Raw genomic sequence first — 21,879 nt, forward strand, 5'->3', positions numbered from 1 at the left:
CGGCAGAAGAATCGACGGGGTAAAGTTCACCGTCTTTAAATCGGCGGAGATGTTAAATGTCCCGGGGATGTTCCCGTTAATCCCCCCGCCGGTGAGCCTGACCGTCCCTACATACACGCTCATCGGGTTGATCGCCTCGTTAAACGTGATGCTGACCACCGGACTCTGCGATACTCCCGATGCCCCGTACGCCGGACTGTACGCCACGACCGATGGCCCCGCCGTGTCGGAGGCCCCGCCTGTCGTGAAGGCGGAAGTAAACTGGGAGGTCAGAGGATTCCCCGCAAGATCAGTTACTCCCGGTGTTACCGTCAGTTGAAAAAAGGTATTCGCGGTTAAACTAACCAGGTTCGCGGAGACAATCCGTAAAACCGTTCCTCCCTGTTCAAGGCTCATACCGGTATCGATCGGAATGCCGCCTTTGGAGAGAACAACGCTTTGGGCGTTTATTGAAGTTTGAGCAACCGGCTGATTGAATTGAACGACAACATTCGTATTGAGAGGCATATTGGTTGCCCCGTTGACCGGGCTGACCCGGATAACCGATGGACCGGTGGTATCGGCATAAACCGAACTGGTATAGAAATAACTGGAAAAGGGATTAAACAGCGGATTCCCGGCAAGATCGGTAACGCCGTTTGTTATGTTGAAGGAATAATAGCTATTGGCCACCAGAGGCGATGAGGGGGTATAGGTCGCCGAAAACTGGTCAGCAGAAACCGTAATCGCTCCGGAGACGTAACCTGTCGGTCCATTCAGTCTAAACGAACTCCCGTTTACACTGAGCGGATTGATCCGCTCGGAAAAGACTATCTTGATTTTTGCATTTAGAGGAACACCTCCCTGCCCGTAGGATGGCGAATAGGAAATGACCGATGGCTGATAGTTATCAATACTACTGGCCGTTGTAAAGTTAGATACAAACGGCGTGGTAATCGCATTGCCGTTTAAATCCGCGATGCCGTTTAATGTGACTGTCATATTAGACAAGCCAGGTAACGGCTGGCTCGGAATATAGGTGGCTACCGTATTATAACTGGAAAAAATAAATGTCCCCGGAGTCGCCGTCCCGCCTGATGAGACCTGGAAGGTTGAACTGGTCACGCTGGCCGGATTGAGGGATTTGTTAAAAATCACAGAAATGGAACTGTTGGTATTGATCCCGCTGGCCCCGTTTTTGGGGTTAATCTGCAACACCACCGGCGGGAAGATATCTTTCGTCGTGGCGGTGGTAAAGTTCGCAGTCAAATCAGTTCCGGCGCCGCTATTTCCGATAATACGGTTTCCAGACGGATCTGAAACAGTTCCCTTAATGGTAACGGCAACGGCTGTCCCAGGGAAAAAGGGTGACGCAGGCACAAAGGTCGCCACTGTGTTCTGTGCTCCGAAAATAATCGTACCGTTTTTCAACCCGCCGTTATTGGAAACCTGAAACGTTGAAGTGGTCAGAGAAATAGGATTAATTGATTCATTGAAGACTAACGTGACGTAGGAGTTATAGGGAACGCCGGTTTGACCGTTCTGGGGGCTCATGGAGAGCGTGGGATTGCTGGTATCCGCTCCCCCTCCAGTCGTAAAGAATCCGTTAAAAGGTCCATCCAACGGAATCCCGTCAATGCTTTTTAACCCCTGGGTGATTGAGAGGCTATAGGTGGTATTTTTGAGCAGTCCTCCGGTTGGACTGAAACTAACCACCGTGTTCCCCTGACTGTAGGAAATCGTCCCGGATACTGAAACCCCGCCCTGCGTCATGAAAAAGGTGGATGAGCTGACAGATACCGGATCAACAGGTCTCGAAAATAGAACGGAAATCAAGACATTTGTGGGTACCGTAATCCCTCCCATGGCAGGATTGACCGCCTGAATATTCTCCGGAGGGCCGGGGAGGTAGGTAAATCCTCCCTGCAGAAGTGCATCTCCATTGACATTGGTCACCAGAACATCGGCCGGACCTGTAGTAGAAGATGCCGGTGTAACCACCGTTAAATTGGAGGAGTCAATAATCGTAACGGACATTCCGACCCTGCTTCCAAAGTAAACCTGCGTGCCTGTTGTAAAATTGGTCCCGGTGATTTTCACCGTAGCGCCGCCCTGAACGGAACCGGCATTCGGATATAGGGTTGAAATAGTGGGAGGCGATCCTCCCGGGGTTACCGTAAACGGCAGACCGTTGGAGGTATTTGTTCCTACCGTGACGGTCACAGATCCTGTGGTTGCGCCTGCGGGAACCGCCACTTTCAGGCTATTGATCGTTACGGAATAAACCGTTGCCGCAATGCCGTTAAAATTGACGGTATTCAGTCCTGGCGTGGCGCTAAAACCAGTTCCTGTTAATGTCACCAAACGGGTCACAGGCCCTGACGTCGGGTTAAGAGAGGTTAATGTCAGCGGCACACCATTAACGGTAAAGGTCGCCACGGCCGATCCTGCTGAGGAAGAGACTGTCAAGGTGGTGGCTCCCGTTCGGGCAGATTGGCTTAATGCCATTGTAGTGGTAATGGCCGTCGCCGAGGTTTGGACATTGCTAAAGGAAATTCCGGGGTTATCACTGGAAAGGGTCGTGCCCTGTAGATTCGTACCCGAGATATTCAGGCTCAAGGTCGTTCCTGCATTTGCTGATGTGGGAGAAAATCCGGTAATCACCGGCGCCGGAATCCCGCCCGTACTGCGGGTTATGGAAAGGAGGTTGCCAACCGCGTCATAAGAATAGGTGGCAACATTCCCGGCATCATCCACTACCTGGTAAAGGCGGCCGAGGTCGTCATAGGTATATTTGGCCTGCCCGGCGCTGACCGGATGGATGTAAAAGACAAACGCTGTCAGAAACAGGATGCCGGCCAGTATCAATCGCGGGATATTATTATAAGGGTTGCCGGAGAAATTATTCTTCACAAATAAATCCAGGATGATTATCTAACATTTCTAAAAATGAATCGTTAAATTCTTTCCTTCTGAATGAACGCCGCAAAATTTTCGACAAACATAACTGAAATAAAAATAAAAGTCAACTGTCAGAACGGACCCAAGACCAGCGATAGACTTCGCACCCACTTATTAATCATGTCATTGCGAGCACCGAAGGGTGCGTGGCAATCTTATCGTAAAGTCTTGAGATTGCTTCACTTTGTTCGCAATGACAGCTTTCTAACTCTGTTCTTAAATCAAAGGGTGAACAAATGAAAACGACGATTCTCCAAAGCGTTTTACTCGCAATGATCTTGGCACTTCTAATCCAGCAACCGGTGTATGGGGAGGAAGCTGTCCGGGAAGAACAGAAAGAGGTAATGGAAACCGGGCCTGTTTTGGGAACAGAAACTTTCGCCTCTATCGATAAGAATGGGTATTATCAGGATGTCGCATTACTTGAATCGGAATATTTTGTTTACTCCGCATCTAAAAGGATTGAGTCGATCAAGATCGCGCCAACCCCCGTCACCGTCATTACTTCAAATCAGATTTCTTTATTAAGCGCCCTTTATCTTCCGGAGATCATTCGTCTTTTCCCTGGAATGGACGTCAGCCGGATGAGCCGGACCGAATATTCAGTCAGTATCCGTGGGTTAAATACCGATTCGGTATTAAAACCTCGTGAAGTTCTTGTTTTAGAAGATGGAAGGACTGTATTTGACGATTTTTCGGGAAACGTAGACTGGGAAAATCTCGACGTTTTTCCTCAAGACATAGGAAAGATAGAAATTATCCGTGGGGCTGGATCGGCCATTTACGGGCCAAATGCCGCCCGCGGCGTGATCAATCTGATCACGAAACCGGCTGAAGCCCTACCCGCGTTTGAATCCGATACTTCAATGTCAGAATATAACGGCTTTAGACAAAGATTTGCCGGAGGCTATAACCTTAACGATTATTCCCTGAAAATTACCGGTGGTTTTGATCATGCGGATCTTCTGAATAATACCGATCCTAACTCCGCGGCTTACAACGGACCTTATTATGACCAGCTCGGAGCCAAAACCTGGAGGCTGAATTCAGTTTTAGGTAAAACTTTTCAAGACAATTCTAAACTTCGTATAAATGTTGGAACCAATACCGGAAAACTGATTCAGACAACCGCTTCCGGTGTCTTTGTCGATAACGAACAGACAACAGACCATCTGATGGCGGAATATGACCATTCGGAAGCCTTAATCCGTACCTTCTGGAATTATAAGCGGTTGACCATGTTCGATCCCGCCACCTATAACCCAACAGGCAGTAGGACGGAACAGATGTATGATTTTGAAATCAATAAAAAAACAATCCGCTTTGGGAATAATCAGATGACCTACGGCTTAAGCACCCGGCTGGTCAATGTTTCCGCGGACACCATTCAGGGAACGGCATCGCAATGGACTGAAGGTCTGTTTCTGGATGAACAATATAATATCTCGGAAAATATGCTTCTGCGCGCGGCGGCCCGGCTAGACCATCATGATCTGGCCGGTTATCAGGTCTCACCCCGGGTGGGTGTGAGTTATCGGTTGAACAACGAGAACGTTTTAAAAGCATCCATCAATCAGGGTTACCGGAATCCAACATTGTCTGATAATTTTTTAAATTTACAAATTTTTGATCCATTTGGTAATCTCATAGCCACTCTATATGGAAACAAAGAGCTAAAACCAGAGGAATCGATCTGGTATGAAGCCGGGTGGATTGGAACTTTTCACAATTTGACTTTGCAGGCGGATGGTTTTTTTGTGGCAACGGAAAATTTCATTTATACTCAACACATCAACGCAACCGATGGGATGTATTTCAATTCTTCGAATCGGGTTGAAGGACGTGGCGGAGAATTGAGCGCCTCATATCATTTAACCCCAGCCGTTCAAATTCTGGGGAATGGATCTTACGCTTATTATCGTCAGGGAGATTTAAGAATTGAGTCGGTCCCCTTGTATAAAACAAATGTTGGCGTTCTTTTTTCGGAACTCCAGAACCTTTCCGGCGCGGTGACATTCAATTACACCGACAAAACCGGATGGTTTAACGATCCCGGGTCAGAAATTCCCTCTTACTACTCCCTCAATATGTTCTTAAATTACAAGATTTCCAAAACCATGCAAATTCAATTTGACGGCATTAATATTACCAATAATTACCATCGTGAAAATCCGATTGGAGAATTGTTTGGATCGGAAATTACAGGTACAATCAAATTCATTTTATAAATATTTTGTCAGGAATAGGTGAAAATCATATGTCGCTTAAACCTCTTAAATATCTTGTCGGTGTTCTATTCATTTTAATTGGATTGGGAAAGATCAGCTATGCCTCTTCCATCTCGCACCACCAAATCAATCTCTCAATTGATCTCGGGAAAAAACAGATTTTAGGCACCGACTCCCTTATCTTGGAGGTTTCCGAGGCCGAAGTTCCCTTTCGGCTGTCAAACGGGATCTCGATTGCTTCCATTAAATCCGGCTCTTTCTCGCTCGACTTTTCTAAAATGGAACCAAAGGAGGATCATGGAAAACCAGAAGAAGGATCCTCCTGGACCGGCTATCTATTAAAAGTGCCTGCCGGATCAGTAGGTAAAGAACTGAATGTGACCTTGGAATATGAGGGAACCTATCCCAGTATCGATTTTGAGAAAGACAAACGCCATTACGGCCTCGAAGTCGGAGGGTATCTCAATGATAAATCAGGTCTATTGCTTGAAAACGCCTACTGGTACCCTGAAATTCAGGGACAAAAGAGTTTATTTACCTATCAACTGACTGTCAGGACAGAAAAAGGGATAGCGGTGGTCAGCTCCGGAACACGAACAGAGAAAGACAATAGTATTGAATTTAAAATGGATTTCCCCACTGACCAGATCAATGTCGTATTCGGACCCTATTACATTACCCGGACTAATTATAAAGATATTGAAATTTCGACCTACTTTACAAAGGACGATCCCGATATGGCCGATGCTTATCTGGATAAAATGAAAGAGTATCTTAAACGGGATGAATGTGAATTGGGAACCTATCCCTACAAAAGCATGATCGTCGTCGATTCTCCGATCATGGTCGGGCTTGGGTTCCCCGAATTTACGCTGATTGGTGAAAGACTTTTAACGATTCCCGACATGATCAATACCAGCCTTGGGCATGAAATTCTCCATAACTGGTATGGGAGCGGTATTTATGTCACTCCTGGAAGCGGCAACTGGACAGAGGGATTAGTTACCTATCTGGCCGATCATCAATTCAATATCAAACAAAACGGCCAAGCCATCACCCGTATGGAATTATTAAAGCAATATACGGTGGCCACACGAGGTAAACCGGAAAAGAGCTTAAACCAGGTTGGAGATGATGATGCGTCCGAAGACCGGGCTGTTGCATACCAAAAATCGACAATGATTTTCAGCATGCTTGAGAGTCAAATCGGCAAAAAACATTTTTATAAGGGTCTCCGGGCTTTAACCAAGGAAAAAATGTATCATGCCGCCTCATGGGATGATTTCGAGAAAGCTTTTGAAACCGAATCAGGGCAATACCTTGAACCGTTTTTCAAGCAGTGGGTTTATGGGAAAGGTGCCCCGCAAATTACTATCAAAGAAGAAAAGAGCTTTCCTCATATCCTGATGACCCCTTATAGCATAAGCTTCACCATTCATACTGACCCTCTTTTTCAATTTAATCTTCCGATCGAGGTTCAAACAGAAACTGGAATAGAGAAAAAAACTGTCTCAATCACCAAACCGGACCAGAAAGTCTTCATGCTTCTCCCCTCCAGGGCCCAAGAGATCAGGGTAGATCCCGCATATAAGGTCATGCGAAGGCTGAACGACAATGAACTCCCGGCCAATATATCGATCGTTTTGGAAACCAACCAGGAACTAACCGTTTTGTTTTCAAAATCTCTTAGCAAGGAAGCCAGGGAACTTTATGAACATTTTTTAAAACTTTCTGAAATCAAGTTCCATGAAATTCAGGAGTTGAGACAGGCCAATGGTCCGGTCGTTCTTCTCGGCCCTCCGGACACGGATCAAAAAATCGGCGGCTGGGATCCGAAGGATGTCCCGTGGCGTTGGCAAAAAGATTCGTTGGAGGTTGCCGGCGGATCGGTCCATGGGGGGGATGAATCGGCGGTTTTATCCTGGTACGGACCGGCTGGATACTCTCAACCCATCGTCTGGATTGTCGGTTACAGCAAGAAAGGCCTAAATTCATTGGCTCAACGGCTGGGGTATTACATGCCCTGGAGTTATGTCTTGTTCCGGGATGGGAAATCTGTGGTTCGAGGAGAGTGGGAAAAACATCCCGAAACATTGAGCCTCCGGGTTTTTAACTAGCGATTTCAATGAACGTAGGAAGAAAAATGCTAAAGTGGATTATTCCGGTGATTTTCTCCTGTCTCGTGATTCCTGCGAAAACTTTCGGTTCGGACCAGATTGTGGTTCTGACGAGCGCGGAGATTCCCTACTACCTGGAAGCCCAGGAGGGGGTGAATTCCAAGCTGGGAGACCGAAGACATCTCATTTATCATCTCAAAAACGACCCCGGTAATTCTCAACGCGTCATGGATCAGGTTCAGTTGGTGGCACCGAAGGGAATCATTGCCATCGGACCGTTAGCGGTTGAAGCTGTGAAGTCCTATCCTGTAGAGGCTCCGGTGATCTTTTGCATGGTCATCAATCATGCAGGCGCCCTGAAAAACCTTCCCGATTCCCATGGAGTCGCCTTCCAGATTTCGCCCGAAGATTCATACGAACGCGTTCATCAGGTTCTTCCCCGCTCAAAAATCGCGGTTCTTTACAATCCGGAAGTCACCGGCTCCTGGATACAAAACCTGGCCGGCTATTTTGAAGGCTACTCCCTTAAACTCATTCCGATCCCCGTGACCCAGCCGGGGGATATCGCGGAAGCCCTCGGCAAAAACAGATCCCGGTTCAATGCCTTATGGATTCTTCCTGACGGGAGTTTTGTGGATAACGTTACCATCGACTATTTTATCCGGTACAGCCTGAAGGAAAAAGTGCCGCTGATCGGCTTTTCCGAAGGGCTGGCAAGAAGCGGCGCCTTGATTTCTCTAAGTGGAAATAACAGGAAAATGGGGGAAGAGGCGGTCGAGGTCATGGATCGCGTTCTGGCCGGAAAACAAAAGGAACGGATCGAATTTCTGAAAGATATTAAAACCTATTTGAACACCAAGGTCGCGGAATTGTTCGATATTCCGATTAATAAAACGTTTTACGCGCTTGTCGATCGAAAATTTCCGGAAGAATAGAAATGCGGAACATTTTCAAGCTGAATTTTAGAAAAAAGATTTTTCTGGCAGGCGCCCTGGGACTTTTCCCCCTTGGAGTGGCCATCCTGCTGCTCCTCCCTTTTGACGAAAATTCTTATCTGACGGATCAGTTAAAAGAAAACGGAAGCAAAACAGCTTCCCTGGTCACGGAACAGGCCATGCCCTATTTGCAGACCCATGACTATCCCTTTGTTCAGAAATTGCTCGACAACCTGGTCAAACATCAGGATGTTCTCTGCGCCACCATTTTTTTTAATAACCGGACGATTTCTTCCGGTGAGGTTAATTTGGTTCAACCGGTTTCAAAATCAGGAGATAATGAATGGGTCACTTACAAAGGGCTCCCGGGAATCAAAATCCAACGCTCTTTCCAAATTTCCGCTGATTCGGATCTCCCCGCAGGACCGGTTCATCCGGCATTTTCGGCATTACCGGCGGAAGGCCGGGTCATGCTGGTTCTCTCCACGGCATCCATCGGCTCCCATGTTCTCCACATGTTCCGGTATCTGAGCGTTTTTCTGGCTTTATCTTTAGGGCTGGTCATGACGGCCGTCTGGGTGGCCTCCGGCAGGCTTTCCGTTCCACTTAACGTATTGGCGAGAAAGGTCGTTCAAATTTCCGTGAATCCTAACCTGGAGACTGATTCTCACAATCCGGATGAAATCGAAACCATTTCACTCTCTATTCAGACCCTGCAGGATGAACTTGCCGGAAAAACGGCGACCATTCAACAGCTTCAAAAACATCGTGACGAATTTATACGGTCAAGCGACCATCTTGAAAATCTCAACAAATCGCTAAACGAGGTCATCCTGTTAAAAAACAATTTATTTATGCAAGTCTCCCATGAGATTAAAACACCCATCAACAGTCTCTCAACGTTAATTCAATCTCTCAAAAAAGGGGGCGTCCCGCCTGTACAATATCCGGAGTATCTTTCGAGAATGGAAAAATTATCGAATCGAATCGTCCAGGTCCTGCAGACGATCATCAAAAGTTACATGAGCGAAATCGGCAAACTGAACCTTGATAAAAACCTGTTAAATGTTTCCAGGATTGTTTCCGGTGTGATTGCAGACCTCCATCCGCTTTTAAACGAAAAAGGTTTAAAATGCATCGCGAAAACCGCGAATGAAAATCTCGAAATAGTCGCCGACCAGACGAGATTAGAACAAATCTTGCTGAATTTACTCCACAATGCCATCAAGGCAAGCGTTGCCGGAGGTGAAATCACCCTTGCAGTAGAAGAAACGGAGAATGACGTGATCATCCATGTAACGGATTCGGGCGGTGGTGTTCCGGTGGAGAAAAGGCCCCATCTGTTTACCACCATAGGGAAGCCTGAGTTAAAGGGAGAAGGTTCAGGAATCGGTCTGATAATCTCCAAATACCTGGTTGAACTTCATGGAGGGAGAATATGGCTTGAAGCGCCATTGAATCATTCCGGCTCCACATTCTCTTTCAGCATATCCAGGCAATCTGTCAACAATTCTAATACCCCAGGAAGTCTTTTGAAGGAGAAACAGGGAAATGGTTAATTCAATTCTAATCGTCGATGATGATGAAGACTTCAGATTCGGGCTCACAAATTTGATCAAACAAGAGTTTCCGGAGTGGTCGATATTGCAGGGGGATTCCTGTGCCGCGGCAAAAGAATTGATCAAACAGAAAGATATTCAATTGATTCTCCTCGACTATCAACTGCCGGATGGAAACAGTCTTTCGGTTCTAAGCGAAATTGAGGACCTTTCGGAATCGGTTGAGGTCATTATGGTCACCGCTCACGGCTCCCTGGATCTCGCGGTTGAAGCCATGAAAAGAGGCGCCAGTGATTTTGTTCCAAAACCAATCGATTTTAAAGATCTGGCGGCAAGGATTCACAAAGTCCTTGAAACCCGGGAGTTCAGACAGGTAACCGAATTTTACCGGTCCACCTTTGAGGTTCAACCTTTTATTGGAACAGGGCCAGAAATGGCCGCATGCCGGGAATTGGCAAGGTTGGTCGCCGGTTCCGATAAAATCGTTCTGATCCTGGGTGAGACCGGGACCGGCAAGGAGGTCATGGCCAGGCACATCCACTCCATATCGGACCGGAAGGACAAGCCCTTCGTGATCATTAATTGCGCCTCACAGTCTGAGGAGTTAATCGCTGATGAGATTTTTGGGCATGAACGCGGGGCCTTTACCAATGCTTATAGTTCAAAAAAAGGGAAGGTGGAGCTTGCGGACGACGGAACGATCTTCCTGGATGAACTGGGGGAACTCTCGTTAAATATGCAGGCCAAGATTCTTCGCTTCATTGAAGATAAACAGTTCGCCCGGATAGGGGGTACTAAAGAAAGGAGATGTTCAGCGAGATTGATCGCCGCAACCAATCGAAATCTGCAAAACATGGTGTCGCAGGGCTTGTTTCGAAACGATCTTTTTTTCCGGCTGAACGTCTTTCCGATTACACTCCCCCCGCTTAGGCAAAGAAAAGAAGATATTCCTGAACTGGTTTATCACTTTTTGAGGAATATGACACTTTATAACTTGAAGAAGGAAATGAAGATATCGGGCAACGCGTTGGAATATTTGATGGAATATGAATGGCCGGGGAATATCAGAGAATTGAGAAATGTCATAGAAAGAGCCACGGTGCTGGCGGACGACGCCGAAATAACAATTAAACATCTTCCCGTACTAAACAGCGTCAAAATGCCTGAGGTTATCGTTGAGGTCAATCAATTTAAGGAATCAATGCGGAGGAGTGAGAAAAGTCTGGTCGTTCAGGCATTAAGGGCCGCTAACTGGAACCAGACCGAAGCCGCAAGAACCTTGCAGATCAACAGGCAGTATTTAATTCGACTGATGAAGAAACATCAAATTTCCGTCGTGAGGACTTCCAGCGGATAGGACAGGATCCAGCATCAGCCGACCATATTCAAACGCGCCTTATACTCAGGCGTATCTTTGGCATATGCTTTTTTTCCCCAACTCGAGTCAGGAGCAAGTTTAAAGGTCTTATTTTTTCCGGATTCGTAGTTATTCCATGCCGATCTGGCGCGATAATGTTCATAAAGCCGCATAAATTCCGCAAGGTAGATCGCGGCAACCCGCGGACAACCCTTAATCTCCATTATATTTTCATCATTTTTATGAACCGCATTATTGCTCATATTTGCGGAACCTGTATAGATAATCGGATTGTCTGTCTCGGCGTCGATGACAATAAACTTATGATGAATATAAACCGGAAACTTGCCACCCCCTGGTAAATGAGACGCTTCCCATGAAAAACCATGGGGCTGCTGACCTCTCTTAAAGAATTCATGGCCAACCACATCCTTGTTACTATGCGAGCGATGATAGATCTCAACCTTCGCATCGACAGGTTTCCTGCCGCTGGCGTTTTCTTCCGGATTTTTACCGATATTATTCACCAGGCCAAACATCATCTTACCTTTGTCACCGGTCTTGAAGATGGCATCAAGCAGTGGAGCGTCGGTCGGCGTGAAGAGACAGAATACGACGGATTTTTCAGCGCTATTGACCGCCTTTACAATTTCATCGATAGATTCGCGTTTCTTTGCCGGCTCGGGCGGAAAAAAAACACGAACTGTGGCGTCTCCAGCCTGGATTTCCTGTGACCAACCAGAGTTTTTAGCCGTAACTGACAGACTGGGGTTAGATTCAAGTAATTTCCTGCGCTCCCAATAAAGTGATGCCAGCTCGGGAGATTTCCATGTATGAAGCAGATTGGCCTGGCTGGTTAGACCCTCAGGGGTGAAATTAGCAGAACCCATCAGAACTGCTATGGGGCTTCCACCGTGCAGCCGCACAAGAAACTTATCATGCATAATATTGGTTTTGTCGCGGGGATAGAACAAGACTTTCCCGTCAAGATGGTCTATAGCGGGCTGATTCGGAGTGGGCTTTGTCCCTCCCTTATCACGGACCGGCCTGGCGTCATAGACCAGAGATGCATCGCCTTGATATTTTTCAAATGCCGGGATGATCCAGTTATCATCGGTCAGGTGGTAGATCGCTCCGTGAGCCTCGTGAGAGGCAGAGAGAAATTCCGGAACAACTTTCTCAAGTCCATTGGCCAGCCAGGCCATCGCCCTGATCATCTGGTCGCCCGCCGGTCTTTCGCCAAACTCTTTAATGAATGCCTGGGAACTGACTACAGCCCGATTAAAATAAGTACCGATTCCGTTTTCTACCTGCTGAGGCAGAGTCACTTTAACGCTATTAGCCGCCTGATTAAGCAACTTATTGTTATTCGGGTCTCCTACTACAGGTGTAATCGTATAGGTAAATGTTTTTCCACGATCCACATCATCAATACGGGCATCCCACCATAAGAACTTTTGAATGGGGCTGGTATTGCTTGGGAGGTCGGCGCCATTGGGGGCTGGACCGTTAAACCCTATCCTGTTCGGCAGCCAGCTTTCAGCGCTCCGTTTGAAGCCGGGGGTGCGCTTTATGGCAAAACCGAGAAAATCCTGATGATCTCTCCCCTCAGGCCAATCCATTGCCAAGAGAACAAGTGTCGGAGAAAGATAAGCGCGAATCGTTACCGTAGCCATATTTTTATCCTCCTGAGAGTGTTCCTATTCAAACCATACATTAACTTTCCGCCGCACGCCGTAACTCTTCACTCGGGCTGAAGGTCTGGGTCACAATTTGAGAACAGCGGAGACAGCTCGATTTACCCTCCTGCAGGTACCATCGGCAGGTGGAACGGATCAGACAGGAGGGAAGAGTTTCCGTTACGGGAGGAAGAATCTGGACAACACGGGTGGCCAGACGACAGTGGGTACCGTCGAAGTGGCGGCAGGCTCCCCCTTCACAATGGGCAGAAAATCGAAATACCTCCGTAGGACTCACAGGAGCGGTACGGTTTAAAAGCTCTTCCGTAACAGGAACCGATTCACTACAATAGGCAAGCGCCGGCGCTTCAGCACTCCCTCCTACGACTCCCAGAATCCTGCTACCGGCCATCTCAGGCTGTGCGCTGGGACAAAGCGGAGGAATCTCCGATTCCGGTTTCATTTCAGGCCTTGCCTCCTCGTCAACCCTGACCCCTTTCTTTTCTTTTTCCGAGTCCATTAATTCAATCTACTCTGGTTTGATTCCCCAAACGGGCTCAGGCGGAATATATCCTATGGTGATAACAGGTCCTTTCCGAACAAGGACGGCGGGTTCGGCCTGATGAGCTCCGAGAGCCGCTCCGCTTACGTTCGCCGCAAGATGCTGGGTGATCTCGGTTGCAATCTGTTCGGCCTGTTTTAGTTGAATATCTGCCTGAAGAATCTGGCGGCCCAGGATAATCGGTCCAATAATAAGTTCCGGTGAAAATCTCACATTATGCCTTTCAGCTGCAATTTTAACCGCATTATCGACAGCCTTGGACAGCTCTTTGATTGAAATTGTACCCGGGCGTTTGTTCATAATAGATCTCCTTCTTATGGGTTAAACAGCATTTATGAATGTACCCTGAAAATAATCAGGCTGATTTTAAGTAACACAGAGAAAAAATAGATGCTAGGAGTCTTTTTCACAAAATCAGGAGTTTTTTTTATTTTACCTTGGACAGCATATAATCTAAATGGCCCCACCACGGACCATCAGGACTGCTCGATTCGTTCCACTCCCAGAATTGAATGACAACATCCTTCGAGTCGAAAGCGTCACAGCAAACACGGCACATATTTTGCTTAACGTTCATAACAGTTTCCTTTCCTTTGGATTGTCCGGATGTGATACGGCGGTTCAAAATTGGGAAAAACTTACATGATGGGCGGCTTATGGCCTTTTAAGTAATATCGTCCGTCGTCAACATCAAGCATGCCGTTTAAGACCAATTCGTTAAGCGCCTCTTGCGCAAGAGATTCTTCTTTGGGAAACATTTCACGAATATGATCCTTAAAAGTAATGGAAATGCTCCCTTTAGCATCCTGTTGGGCTTCTACAACGTAGTTGTAAACTCTATCTCTTATTTCGCCTTTTCGTTTTTCCTTCTTATTGCTTTTTAATTTATCTGTAAGAATCCAGCCGGTATTAATGATGCTCAACACTCCTCCAAGAGCTCCCAACAATGATTGAATACTCGAGAAACTTATAATTGTCATTTGTTATGCTCCGCAATAAAATAGATTCGTTTTCGTTTGGATTTTAGTTCTTTCATCTCAAACCTTCCATGATCAAGCCTATCTTCATAAGTTCAACTTCATCCAAGAACGCTAATCAGCCCTTCTGTTGTTGCCGGTATTTTAATGGTGTAACCCCCATGTATTGTTTGAAAATCCTGGCAAAATCGGATAAATCGTTAAATCCCACGGAAGATGCGGCGTGAGTCACCTTCTCGGAAGGATCATTGAGTAACTCGGCGGCTTTATGGATCCTGAATTGAATCAAGTACTTCTGAAAGGTAATCCCCTGCTCCTTTTTAAAAAGAAGACTAAACCGAATTGATTGAAGACCGCAAATCCGCGCCACATCCCTCTCCCGAATTTTTTCAGCATAATACTTCTCTATGTATGGGACCGCCTGATAGGTCGGGCACTCTTTTTTCCCTTCCGTTTTCAATCCGGAACATCTGACCTCAATGGGAATGGGTGATATTGGAACATTTTCTGTTTTGATCTTCCGCCGGGAAGCGCTCTTCGATAGACAAGAAATAATCCGAATATGGTCTAATATTTGTTCCGGCGAAACCGGTTTTACAAGATAGTCCCAGACACGCATCCGAAGGGACCAGACAGCGAACTCCTCGGAGTGATATTCGGTTACCAGAAGAACCGGCAAGGAGGGATACATCTCTTTGGTCTGCCGCAGAGTTTGTAACTGGTCCGGATCGGGAGCATCAAACTCAAAACAGATGAGTCCTGGAGAGAGCTTTCGAATCAAATCAGGAATTAACGCGGCTTCTTTCAGATAGCGAATATCGCATCGGCCGGAAAGCTTCCGGTAATTTTCCGATGGAGAGGGCTTGCCGGTTAAGTCGATCCAGATGGTAATGAACGGATTCATTATTAAACCCCTAAATTACAAGTTCCCTTTATTCCTGCGATAGAAATGTTTTTTTAAACCGCCTCTGTACACCAGGATGATTTCCTTAACCAATGAATAAGCTGGTCTGGCGGAAGGGGTGGACTGATGTAATACCCTTGCGACTGATCACAACCCATTTCGGCCAGTCGATTCCAATTCTCCTCTGTTTCAACCCCTTCGGCTACGACCTCCAGTCCTAAATGATGGGCAAGATCCACCGTGGAACTGACGATCATCTCATCATTCTTGTCGGTCGCCATGTTCGAAACAAACGACTTGTCTATTTTGACGCTTTGAACCGGAAGCTTTTTCAAAGAGGCCAGCGAGGAGTAGCCGGTTCCAAAATCGTCGATGGAAAGGCGGATCCCCAATTCGTTTAACCGGGAGAGAATTTTCATCGCGGCGGCGGCATTGGCCATGATCGTGCTTTCCGTAATTTCAAACTCGATCCACTGATGCCCGATCCGGTGGCGGTCAAGGCTGTCGATAATCTGGGTCACCAGATTCGGATCGTGCAGACTTCTTCTGGAGAGGTTGATGGCTACGGGAAAGAGAACGCCCGACTTGTCCCATTCCTGACATTGATTCAGAACATGGTTGATAACCCAGGCGCTCATCGGCTTGATCAGACCGGAATTCTCCGCAATGGGGATAAACTGATCGGGCGGGATAATCCCCTGCTTTGGATGCTTCCAGCGAACAAGGGCTTCGGTTCCGATAACCCGGCGCGATTTAAGATGAATCTTGGGCTGGTAGACCATGAATAACTGGTTGTCGTCAATGGCCTGACGCAATTCCCCCAGAAGCATCAGGCGTTGGGTCGTATATTGGTCTTTCACTGATTTGTAAATCGAACATCCACTGACCTCTTCCTTTGCTGATTCCATCGCCACTTCTGCGCACCGGAGGAGATCATCGTATCTCTCTCCATGCTCAGGATATAAGGCAACTCCAATTCTTGCAGCGATTTCAAGAGGGAACCCTTCCAAAACAACGGGTTCTTCCATGGTTCTCAAAAGCTTATCGGCTACATCCATAGCGCCGTTTTCTTTCGCTCCTAACAATAAAACGGCAAACTGATCTCCCCCCAGACGGGAAAGGGTATCGGATTTTCGGATCTTCTCTCTTAGCCGGTTTCCGATCTGTTGCAACGCCATATCCCCATACCTCGGCCCCAGGGTATTGTTAATTTCCTTAAACCGGTTCATATCGATCATCAGAATGGCCAGAGCCTGATTTTCCCGGCCTGCCATTAATAAAGCCTGTTTTAAGCGGTCGCTGAAGAGGCGGCGATCGGGCAGGCCGGTCAGGGGATCAAGAAAAAGAGATTCCTGAACAGGGCCTTCCAGATTACCCTTTTCAATTGAATACGCCCGATTAAACTTTCCTTTGAGCAGAAGGAATGTGGTCAGCAAAGAATAGACCGCCATGAAAACCAGGAAGCCATACAAATAAGGTTCAGGCGGCTTTGAAAAGTCACCCGGTCCGGCTCCCTTCAAGGCGATGAGAAAAAACATCCATAGGCTTGCTATAAAAAAACAGAGGAAAGCCCCATAGATGGAGATTTTTTGAGATGAACGGATTGAGAACTTCTTAAAGCCTTTTCTCATTAGAACTCTCTTATATCGTCCCGGCATTCATCGATGGAAAGGCAGACTGGGAACAATAGATACTTCGAAAAATAGTAAAGAAAAATGAAAAAAATAGCACCTGTCTGTTCTGACAGGTCTGCTTCTACAGCCCTTTTATCTTAAAATTCTTCTCAAAGAGTTTCGTTTATTTAAAATAAGGTCAGATATGCTTTGTATGAAGCTTGAAAAAAAAGATTTTGGAATGTTCTTAACCGATGGTAGTTGGCGGGTATCATCAACGCCGTTTTTTAAACAGATCATTAATAGCTGATGATCTTCTCTCTCAGGGCAATGGCAACAGCATGACTACGGGAGGTTGCCCGAAGTTTAAAAAGAATATTATGAACATGAAAATTCACTGTCCGTTCGGTGATTTTCAAAATCTGGGAAATATCTCCGCTTGTCTTCCCTTTCTTCATCCAATTTAACACTTCCCGCTCACGGAATGAAATTCTGGGAGTTGTGAGAGGAGAAGAGGAGATGGTGCGGATTAATGCCTGGTGAAAATGGGGCAAAAGGTATTCCAGGATATCTTCATGGCGGTCATGCTCTTCTATGGAAGGCCCTGAAAATGAAAAAATGGTCCACTTTCTGCTTTCCGGAGAGAAAGTCCCAAGTGTGATCCCTTTGGACAGTCCGAAAGATCTGGCGGAATTGATAAACTCTTTTTCACGACGGGTCCTGGCTTTTTGAAAAGTGTCAGTCCACTTTTGGGTTTTGAATCTTTTGAAATGTGAACGAAGAACCGGATCCACTTTTTCATAGCCTTGTTCAAGATAAGCCGTGGCCCACCCCATGGGATAACTTACATTGACAATTTTATCGAACCCCTGGAATAAGAAAGATTCGTTCAACTCCCCAAGAGCCGAGACAATATTCTCACAGGGAATCAAATTCCGGACATGATCAAGAAGCTCTTCAAGTTGGGTTTCGGCCGTAATCTCCATAGAGCTATGAACAAGATCCAAAAGCTGGCTCAAATCCCTTTTACTCAGGGAAGAGAAGATGTCCGAGGCATTCATTTTAATTCCATAAACCTTAAGGTCATCCATTTCAGATTAATTTATATAGAAACAATTTCAAAAAATCACCTGTTCGAATGAACAGGTCTCTTTAAGGAGACGGTTCCTCTCAGATCCGTGCGGCCTGCCAGATTCACCAGGCTAAATGGAGACCTGTACACTCGTACAGGTTTTCTTACCTCTTTTTTTTTGTAAGCTCTCCTCAATTATTCAAAGGAGGGCCAAAAATGATTTGTGAAAAAATCAGTTTCCGGGAAAAAAACCATTGGATTAAAGTCATCGAAAACGAAGAAGAGTTGATTAAGGCATACCGCCTCAGGCATTCCGTATTTTGTGAAACACTGAAATGGGTGCCGGTGAATCAACTTGGAATGGAAATTGATCGATATGACGCGGAGGCTGTCCATATAGGGGTATTTTCAGAGGGAGGGGAACTTGTGGGGCTGGCAAGAGTTCTTTTCTCAAACCAGCCGTACATGCTTGAGACGGAGTTTTCCACTCTGGTGGGCTCTTCTTACGTTCTTCGAAAAGATCCGGAAACGGTGGAAATATCAAGATTAACGATTACTTCCTCTGTCAGCCAGCAGGGACTCTCTTCAGAATATATCTGCTTCCTGTTAAAAGGAATCTATCAATGGTGTTTTGTGAATCAAGTCCGATATGTGTATCTGGTCATCGAAAAGAAATTCTGGAGAGTGCTCACTTATCTCGGTTTCTCTTGCGTACCGATTGGCCAAGAAACCGCTTTACCTCCCGGGCAGGTTAAAGCCATGGCGGTCATTGTCGATCTTGAACTGTTCAGAAATCAGACTCAAAAGAAAAAAAAGGAGTTTGTTCACTGGATGTCTATAGCTCAATCAACTCCTGCTCCAATGCAAGAGCAACTGCATGCCCGCGAGTTGAAGCTCCAAGTTTTGTAAAGATATTTTGAAGGTGAAATTTTACAGTTCGTTCGCTGATATTCAAAATGTATGAAACTTCCCAATTTGTCTTTCCTTCTTTCACCCACTTGATCACTTCCAGTTCACGGGAAGAAAGGGGAAATTTCTTATCTTGCTTCGTTAAAGCGGTCCGCATCAAAGCCAAATGTAAATGCGGAACAATGTATTCAATCATTTTCTTATGGCGGATATGGTCGGTCATATGAGGTCCCGCAAATGATATGAGACTGCCTGTGGACCGCCTTTGACAATTTATTCCATGGGTAATTCCTTCAGATAGATTGAACATCCTGGCATGCTCTACAAACCCTTTTTCTGAACCGGAGGTCACATTTCGAAATGTTTCAGACCAGGTCTGTATTTTAAACCGGGTAAAATGAATTCGAATAATCGGGTCCACTTTCAAAAAATTCTGTTTAAAATAAAAATCGAGCCATTTCGCCGGCCAACTGACGTTGACCATTTTTATCGGTTCTTGAAATCCTCCGGCAGAAGAACCAGTTTTACCCAAACCGGCAAATAAATGCTCGCAAGGAAGCTGAATTTGTATCTTATGAAAAAGTTTTAATAGTTCTTGATCATTTTTAATCGTCAGTGAAAAGTGAATTGTTTCAAGAAGATCAAGCAACTCTCGTTTAGAAAAAGGGAATGGTTTGTTTCCCATAGGATCCTTTTGAATTTATCAGGGAAGATTTACAAATTCTTGGATTTTTAAGGAAAATTAAGAAAAACTTATAGTTAAATTAGCTCAATGAAAAAATATTGTCAAGGTAATGACCCCTACCAAATAGGTCATCGTTCAGGCAAGTTATGTTTTGATTTTATCGTTGCTTCCCACCCCAGGGAGATTCAGAAATCCAGCGGTTAAACTCTTCGACGACGAGGGGCCGGCTGATATGAAAACCTTGCGCTTCGTCACAGCCTAATTCGGTCAGTTTTTTCAGTGTCTCTTGATCTTCGACCCCCTCCGCGACCACTTTGAGGTTCAGTTTATGCGCCAGATCGATGGTCGAACTGACAATCAACAGATCTTCCTCATTATTCAATATATTCTGGACAAAGGAGCGGTCAATTTTAATCGCTTTGACCGCCAGTTTCTTCAGATAATTCAGGGAAGTGTTTCCGGTTCCAAAATCGTCAATTGAAAAACGGAATCCTTTCTGATTTAAAAGATGGATGGTTTTGACCGCATGTTCCACATTGGTCATAAACGCGCTTTCCGTAATTTCCAGTTCGAGCTGTCCGGGATCAAAACCAAACGATTCTACGAGCTCGACCGCCTCTTTAGAGAAATGGGGATTCTGCAGATTCCGTACGGAGACATTGATTCCGATCGGGATCGTCATCCCCTCCTGGCGCCAGAGCTGACCCTGGCGAAGCGCTGACCGGAAAACAAACTGAGTCAGCGGATGAATGAGGCCGGTCTGCTCGGCCGGCAAAATAAACTGGTCGGGCGGAACGGCTCCCAGTTTAGGATGATTCCAGCGGATGAGCGCTTCCACCCCGGAGAGTTGCCGGGTTTGTAGATCGACTTTTGGCTGGTAAACAAGAAAGAGCTGGCTATTTTCGAGGGCATGGCGGAGCTCTCCCATGAGGGCCAGGCGCCTGGGACTATGCTGGTCATGGGACGGATCGTATAGAACATAGCCGATTTTCTCTTTTTTGGAGACATACATCGCCACATCGGCTCTTTGCATCAGGCTGTCGGCGTTGGATCCATGGTCGGGACAGAGGGCAATCCCGATTCCCGTCTCCACAATCACCGGCAATCCTTCAATTTCAAAAGGCTCTTTGAGAAGGGTGATGATTTTGTTTGCGATCAGGCCGGCATGTTCAGGCGACGACATAGTGAGGACCAGGCCGAATTCATCCCCGCCAAGCCGCGCGACGATGTCGCTTCCGAAAAGGCCGTTTTTCAGACGCTCCCCGACCCTCTGAAGGAGGGAGTCGCCGCGGTGGTGACCCAGCGTGTCATTGATCTCCTTGAACTGATCAAGATCCAGGAGCAGAACGGCAACCGATTTTTCTTCGCGTTGCGCCTGAACAATGGCCTTTTGAAGCAGGTCGTGATAGAGCTGTCGATTGGGAAGGCCGGTTAAGGAATCATAATAGGCAAGGCGGCGGACCGCCTCTTCCATATTCTTTCGTTCCGTGACGTCGCGGAGGATCGCGGTAAAAACCGTCTGCCCGTTCTTTTTCCACCTGGAAACCGATACCTCCGCGGGAAATTCCGTTCCGTCTTTGCGCCGGCCGAATATTTCAGCACGCCGATGTCCCATCAGAAGGGACTGCTCGGGCCCCTCGCCAAAGGTCTGAATATGCCTCCGGTGTGTTTCGACAAAACGGGGAGGCAGAAGGAGATCCAGCGGCTCTCCCGCCACTTCGGAAGCCTGATAGCCAAAAATCCGTTCCGCTCCTTGATTGAAGAACATGATCCGCTGACGCTCATCGGTCATAATGATGGCATCGGGCGTGATGGAACTGATGGCTTCAAAGCGCTCTACGCTTTCCCTTAACGCTTTTTCGATTTCGGATTCTGGCCTTTTTTCTAATGCAGTCACCGGGTCTTCTTTAGAGTCATTCCGCGTGAAAATAGCAATTTACCCTGAAGATAAAAAAGGTAAATCCTGCAAACAAAGGAGAGGGGAGCGTCAAATCGAATGGAGGAGATCGTAAAGAATTTTTGCCAGCGCCTTGCTGTCATAAGGTTTGGCAAGCCATCCGCTGAAACCGAATTTTCTGAAATCAGCCACCGCCGGATCTTCAAAACTCCCGCTTGAGATGATCGCTTTCACTGAAGGATCGATTGTTTTCAACTTCGCGAGGGTCTCCCTTCCTCCCAATTCCCCCGGAATATTCAGATCGAGGATGACCGCGTCGAAAGGTTCTCCCGCTTCTTTAGCCCTTTGATACAGATCGACCGCTTCTCTTCCATCACTTGAACAGGCAGATTCATACCCGATCTCCTTGAGAATTTCTCCGGCAACTTCCCGAATCATCAGTTCA

General features: G+C 46.5%; 17 protein-coding genes. 6 read left to right on the forward strand and 11 right to left on the reverse strand.

Annotated features, from left to right (window positions below):
• Positions 1 to 2,892, reverse strand: a 2,892-nt coding sequence (locus HYR79_08900) for an Ig-like domain-containing protein (GenBank protein MBI1821811.1), incomplete at its 3' end; no start/stop codon positions are given.
• A gap of 284 nt (positions 2,893 to 3,176) precedes the next feature.
• Here HYR79_08900 and HYR79_08905 point away from each other — a divergent pair.
• The 5 genes from HYR79_08905 to HYR79_08925 are packed head-to-tail and all read left to right on the forward strand — an operon-like array spanning position 3,177 to position 11,136.
• Positions 3,177 to 5,168, forward strand: coding sequence for a TonB-dependent receptor (locus HYR79_08905; protein MBI1821812.1), 1,992 nt, complete (start codon positions 3,177 to 3,179; stop codon positions 5,166 to 5,168).
• 29 nt (positions 5,169 to 5,197) lie between these two features.
• The gene (locus HYR79_08910; protein ID MBI1821813.1) at positions 5,198 to 7,285 is read left to right on the forward strand and encodes a hypothetical protein; all 2,088 of its coding nucleotides are present in this window, start codon (positions 5,198 to 5,200) and stop codon (positions 7,283 to 7,285) included.
• Positions 7,286 to 7,311: 26 nt separating this feature from the next.
• Positions 7,312 to 8,220, forward strand: a complete 909-nt coding sequence (locus tag HYR79_08915; GenBank protein ID MBI1821814.1) for a hypothetical protein — start codon at positions 7,312 to 7,314, stop codon at positions 8,218 to 8,220.
• A 2-nt stretch (positions 8,221 to 8,222) separates the two neighbouring features.
• Positions 8,223 to 9,779 carry a HAMP domain-containing histidine kinase gene (locus HYR79_08920; GenBank protein ID MBI1821815.1) on the forward strand — a complete coding sequence of 519 codons (1,557 nt, stop codon included), beginning with the start codon at positions 8,223 to 8,225 and terminating at the stop codon, positions 9,777 to 9,779.
• Complete coding sequence (locus HYR79_08925) at positions 9,772 to 11,136, forward strand: sigma-54-dependent Fis family transcriptional regulator (protein MBI1821816.1); 1,365 nt, start codon at positions 9,772 to 9,774, stop codon at positions 11,134 to 11,136. The genes HYR79_08920 and HYR79_08925 overlap by 8 nt, the downstream gene beginning before the upstream one ends.
• Before the next feature lie 14 nt (positions 11,137 to 11,150).
• Here HYR79_08925 and HYR79_08930 read toward each other — a convergent pair whose 3' ends face one another.
• The 7 genes from HYR79_08930 to HYR79_08960 all read right to left on the reverse strand — a co-directional run bounded on the left by HYR79_08930 (position 11,151) and on the right by HYR79_08960 (position 17,932).
• Positions 11,151 to 12,812, reverse strand: coding sequence for a phospholipase (locus HYR79_08930; GenBank protein ID MBI1821817.1), 1,662 nt, complete (start codon positions 12,810 to 12,812; stop codon positions 11,151 to 11,153).
• Positions 12,813 to 12,852: 40 nt separating this feature from the next.
• Complete coding sequence (locus tag HYR79_08935) at positions 12,853 to 13,278, reverse strand: nitrogen fixation protein (protein MBI1821818.1); 426 nt, start codon at positions 13,276 to 13,278, stop codon at positions 12,853 to 12,855.
• A gap of 66 nt (positions 13,279 to 13,344) precedes the next feature.
• Positions 13,345 to 13,677, reverse strand: a complete 333-nt coding sequence (locus tag HYR79_08940) for a hypothetical protein (protein MBI1821819.1) — start codon at positions 13,675 to 13,677, stop codon at positions 13,345 to 13,347.
• Positions 13,678 to 14,015: 338 nt separating this feature from the next.
• Positions 14,016 to 14,357, reverse strand: a complete 342-nt coding sequence (locus HYR79_08945; protein ID MBI1821820.1) for a hypothetical protein — start codon at positions 14,355 to 14,357, stop codon at positions 14,016 to 14,018.
• A 115-nt stretch (positions 14,358 to 14,472) separates the two neighbouring features.
• Entirely contained in the window at positions 14,473 to 15,258 is a 786-nt protein-coding gene (locus tag HYR79_08950; protein MBI1821821.1) for a DNA-binding response regulator, read from the reverse strand.
• Positions 15,259 to 15,311: 53 nt separating this feature from the next.
• Complete coding sequence (locus tag HYR79_08955) at positions 15,312 to 16,796, reverse strand: bifunctional diguanylate cyclase/phosphodiesterase (GenBank protein ID MBI1821822.1); 1,485 nt, start codon at positions 16,794 to 16,796, stop codon at positions 15,312 to 15,314.
• A gap of 374 nt (positions 16,797 to 17,170) precedes the next feature.
• Positions 17,171 to 17,932: an autoinducer binding domain-containing protein gene (locus tag HYR79_08960; GenBank protein ID MBI1821823.1), complete on the reverse strand. Its 762-nt coding sequence runs from the start codon at positions 17,930 to 17,932 to the stop codon at positions 17,171 to 17,173.
• A 227-nt stretch (positions 17,933 to 18,159) separates the two neighbouring features.
• Between HYR79_08960 and HYR79_08965 the strand changes: the two genes are divergently transcribed.
• Complete coding sequence (locus HYR79_08965; GenBank protein ID MBI1821824.1) at positions 18,160 to 18,852, forward strand: GNAT family N-acetyltransferase; 693 nt, start codon at positions 18,160 to 18,162, stop codon at positions 18,850 to 18,852.
• Here HYR79_08965 and HYR79_08970 read toward each other — a convergent pair.
• From HYR79_08970 to HYR79_08980, 3 genes are all read right to left on the reverse strand, one after another.
• Positions 18,779 to 19,537, reverse strand: a complete 759-nt coding sequence (locus HYR79_08970) for an autoinducer binding domain-containing protein (protein MBI1821825.1) — start codon at positions 19,535 to 19,537, stop codon at positions 18,779 to 18,781. The two genes, HYR79_08965 and HYR79_08970, sit on opposite strands and share 74 nt — an antisense overlap.
• Positions 19,538 to 19,694: 157 nt before the next feature.
• Positions 19,695 to 21,434, reverse strand: a complete 1,740-nt coding sequence (locus HYR79_08975; protein MBI1821826.1) for an EAL domain-containing protein — start codon at positions 21,432 to 21,434, stop codon at positions 19,695 to 19,697.
• A gap of 90 nt (positions 21,435 to 21,524) precedes the next feature.
• Positions 21,525 to 21,879, reverse strand: a 355-nt coding sequence (locus HYR79_08980; GenBank protein MBI1821827.1) for a response regulator, incomplete at its 5' end; no start/stop codon positions are given.

This window comes from Nitrospirota bacterium (assembly GCA_016178585.1).
Lineage (GTDB): Bacteria > Nitrospirota > Nitrospiria > JACQBW01 > JACQBW01 > JACOTA01.

Coding starts and splice junctions, on each gene's coding strand:
- HYR79_08955 (MBI1821822.1), bottom strand. CDS start 16,796: ATGTTTTTTCTCATCGCCTTGAAGGGAGCCGGACCGGGTGACTTTTCA.
- HYR79_08925 (MBI1821816.1), top strand. CDS start 9,772: ATGGTTAATTCAATTCTAATCGTCGATGATGATGAAGACTTCAGATTC.
- HYR79_08915 (MBI1821814.1), top strand. CDS start 7,312: ATGCTAAAGTGGATTATTCCGGTGATTTTCTCCTGTCTCGTGATTCCT.
- HYR79_08920 (MBI1821815.1), top strand. CDS start 8,223: ATGCGGAACATTTTCAAGCTGAATTTTAGAAAAAAGATTTTTCTGGCA.
- HYR79_08970 (MBI1821825.1), bottom strand. CDS start 19,537: ATGGGAAACAAACCATTCCCTTTTTCTAAACGAGAGTTGCTTGATCTT.
- HYR79_08910 (MBI1821813.1), top strand. CDS start 5,198: ATGTCGCTTAAACCTCTTAAATATCTTGTCGGTGTTCTATTCATTTTA.
- HYR79_08940 (MBI1821819.1), bottom strand. CDS start 13,677: ATGAACAAACGCCCGGGTACAATTTCAATCAAAGAGCTGTCCAAGGCT.
- HYR79_08905 (MBI1821812.1), top strand. CDS start 3,177: ATGAAAACGACGATTCTCCAAAGCGTTTTACTCGCAATGATCTTGGCA.
- HYR79_08930 (MBI1821817.1), bottom strand. CDS start 12,812: ATGGCTACGGTAACGATTCGCGCTTATCTTTCTCCGACACTTGTTCTC.
- HYR79_08945 (MBI1821820.1), bottom strand. CDS start 14,357: ATGACAATTATAAGTTTCTCGAGTATTCAATCATTGTTGGGAGCTCTT.
- HYR79_08950 (MBI1821821.1), bottom strand. CDS start 15,258: ATGAATCCGTTCATTACCATCTGGATCGACTTAACCGGCAAGCCCTCT.
- HYR79_08935 (MBI1821818.1), bottom strand. CDS start 13,278: ATGAAACCGGAATCGGAGATTCCTCCGCTTTGTCCCAGCGCACAGCCT.
- HYR79_08965 (MBI1821824.1), top strand. CDS start 18,160: ATGATTTGTGAAAAAATCAGTTTCCGGGAAAAAAACCATTGGATTAAA.
- HYR79_08960 (MBI1821823.1), bottom strand. CDS start 17,932: ATGAATGCCTCGGACATCTTCTCTTCCCTGAGTAAAAGGGATTTGAGC.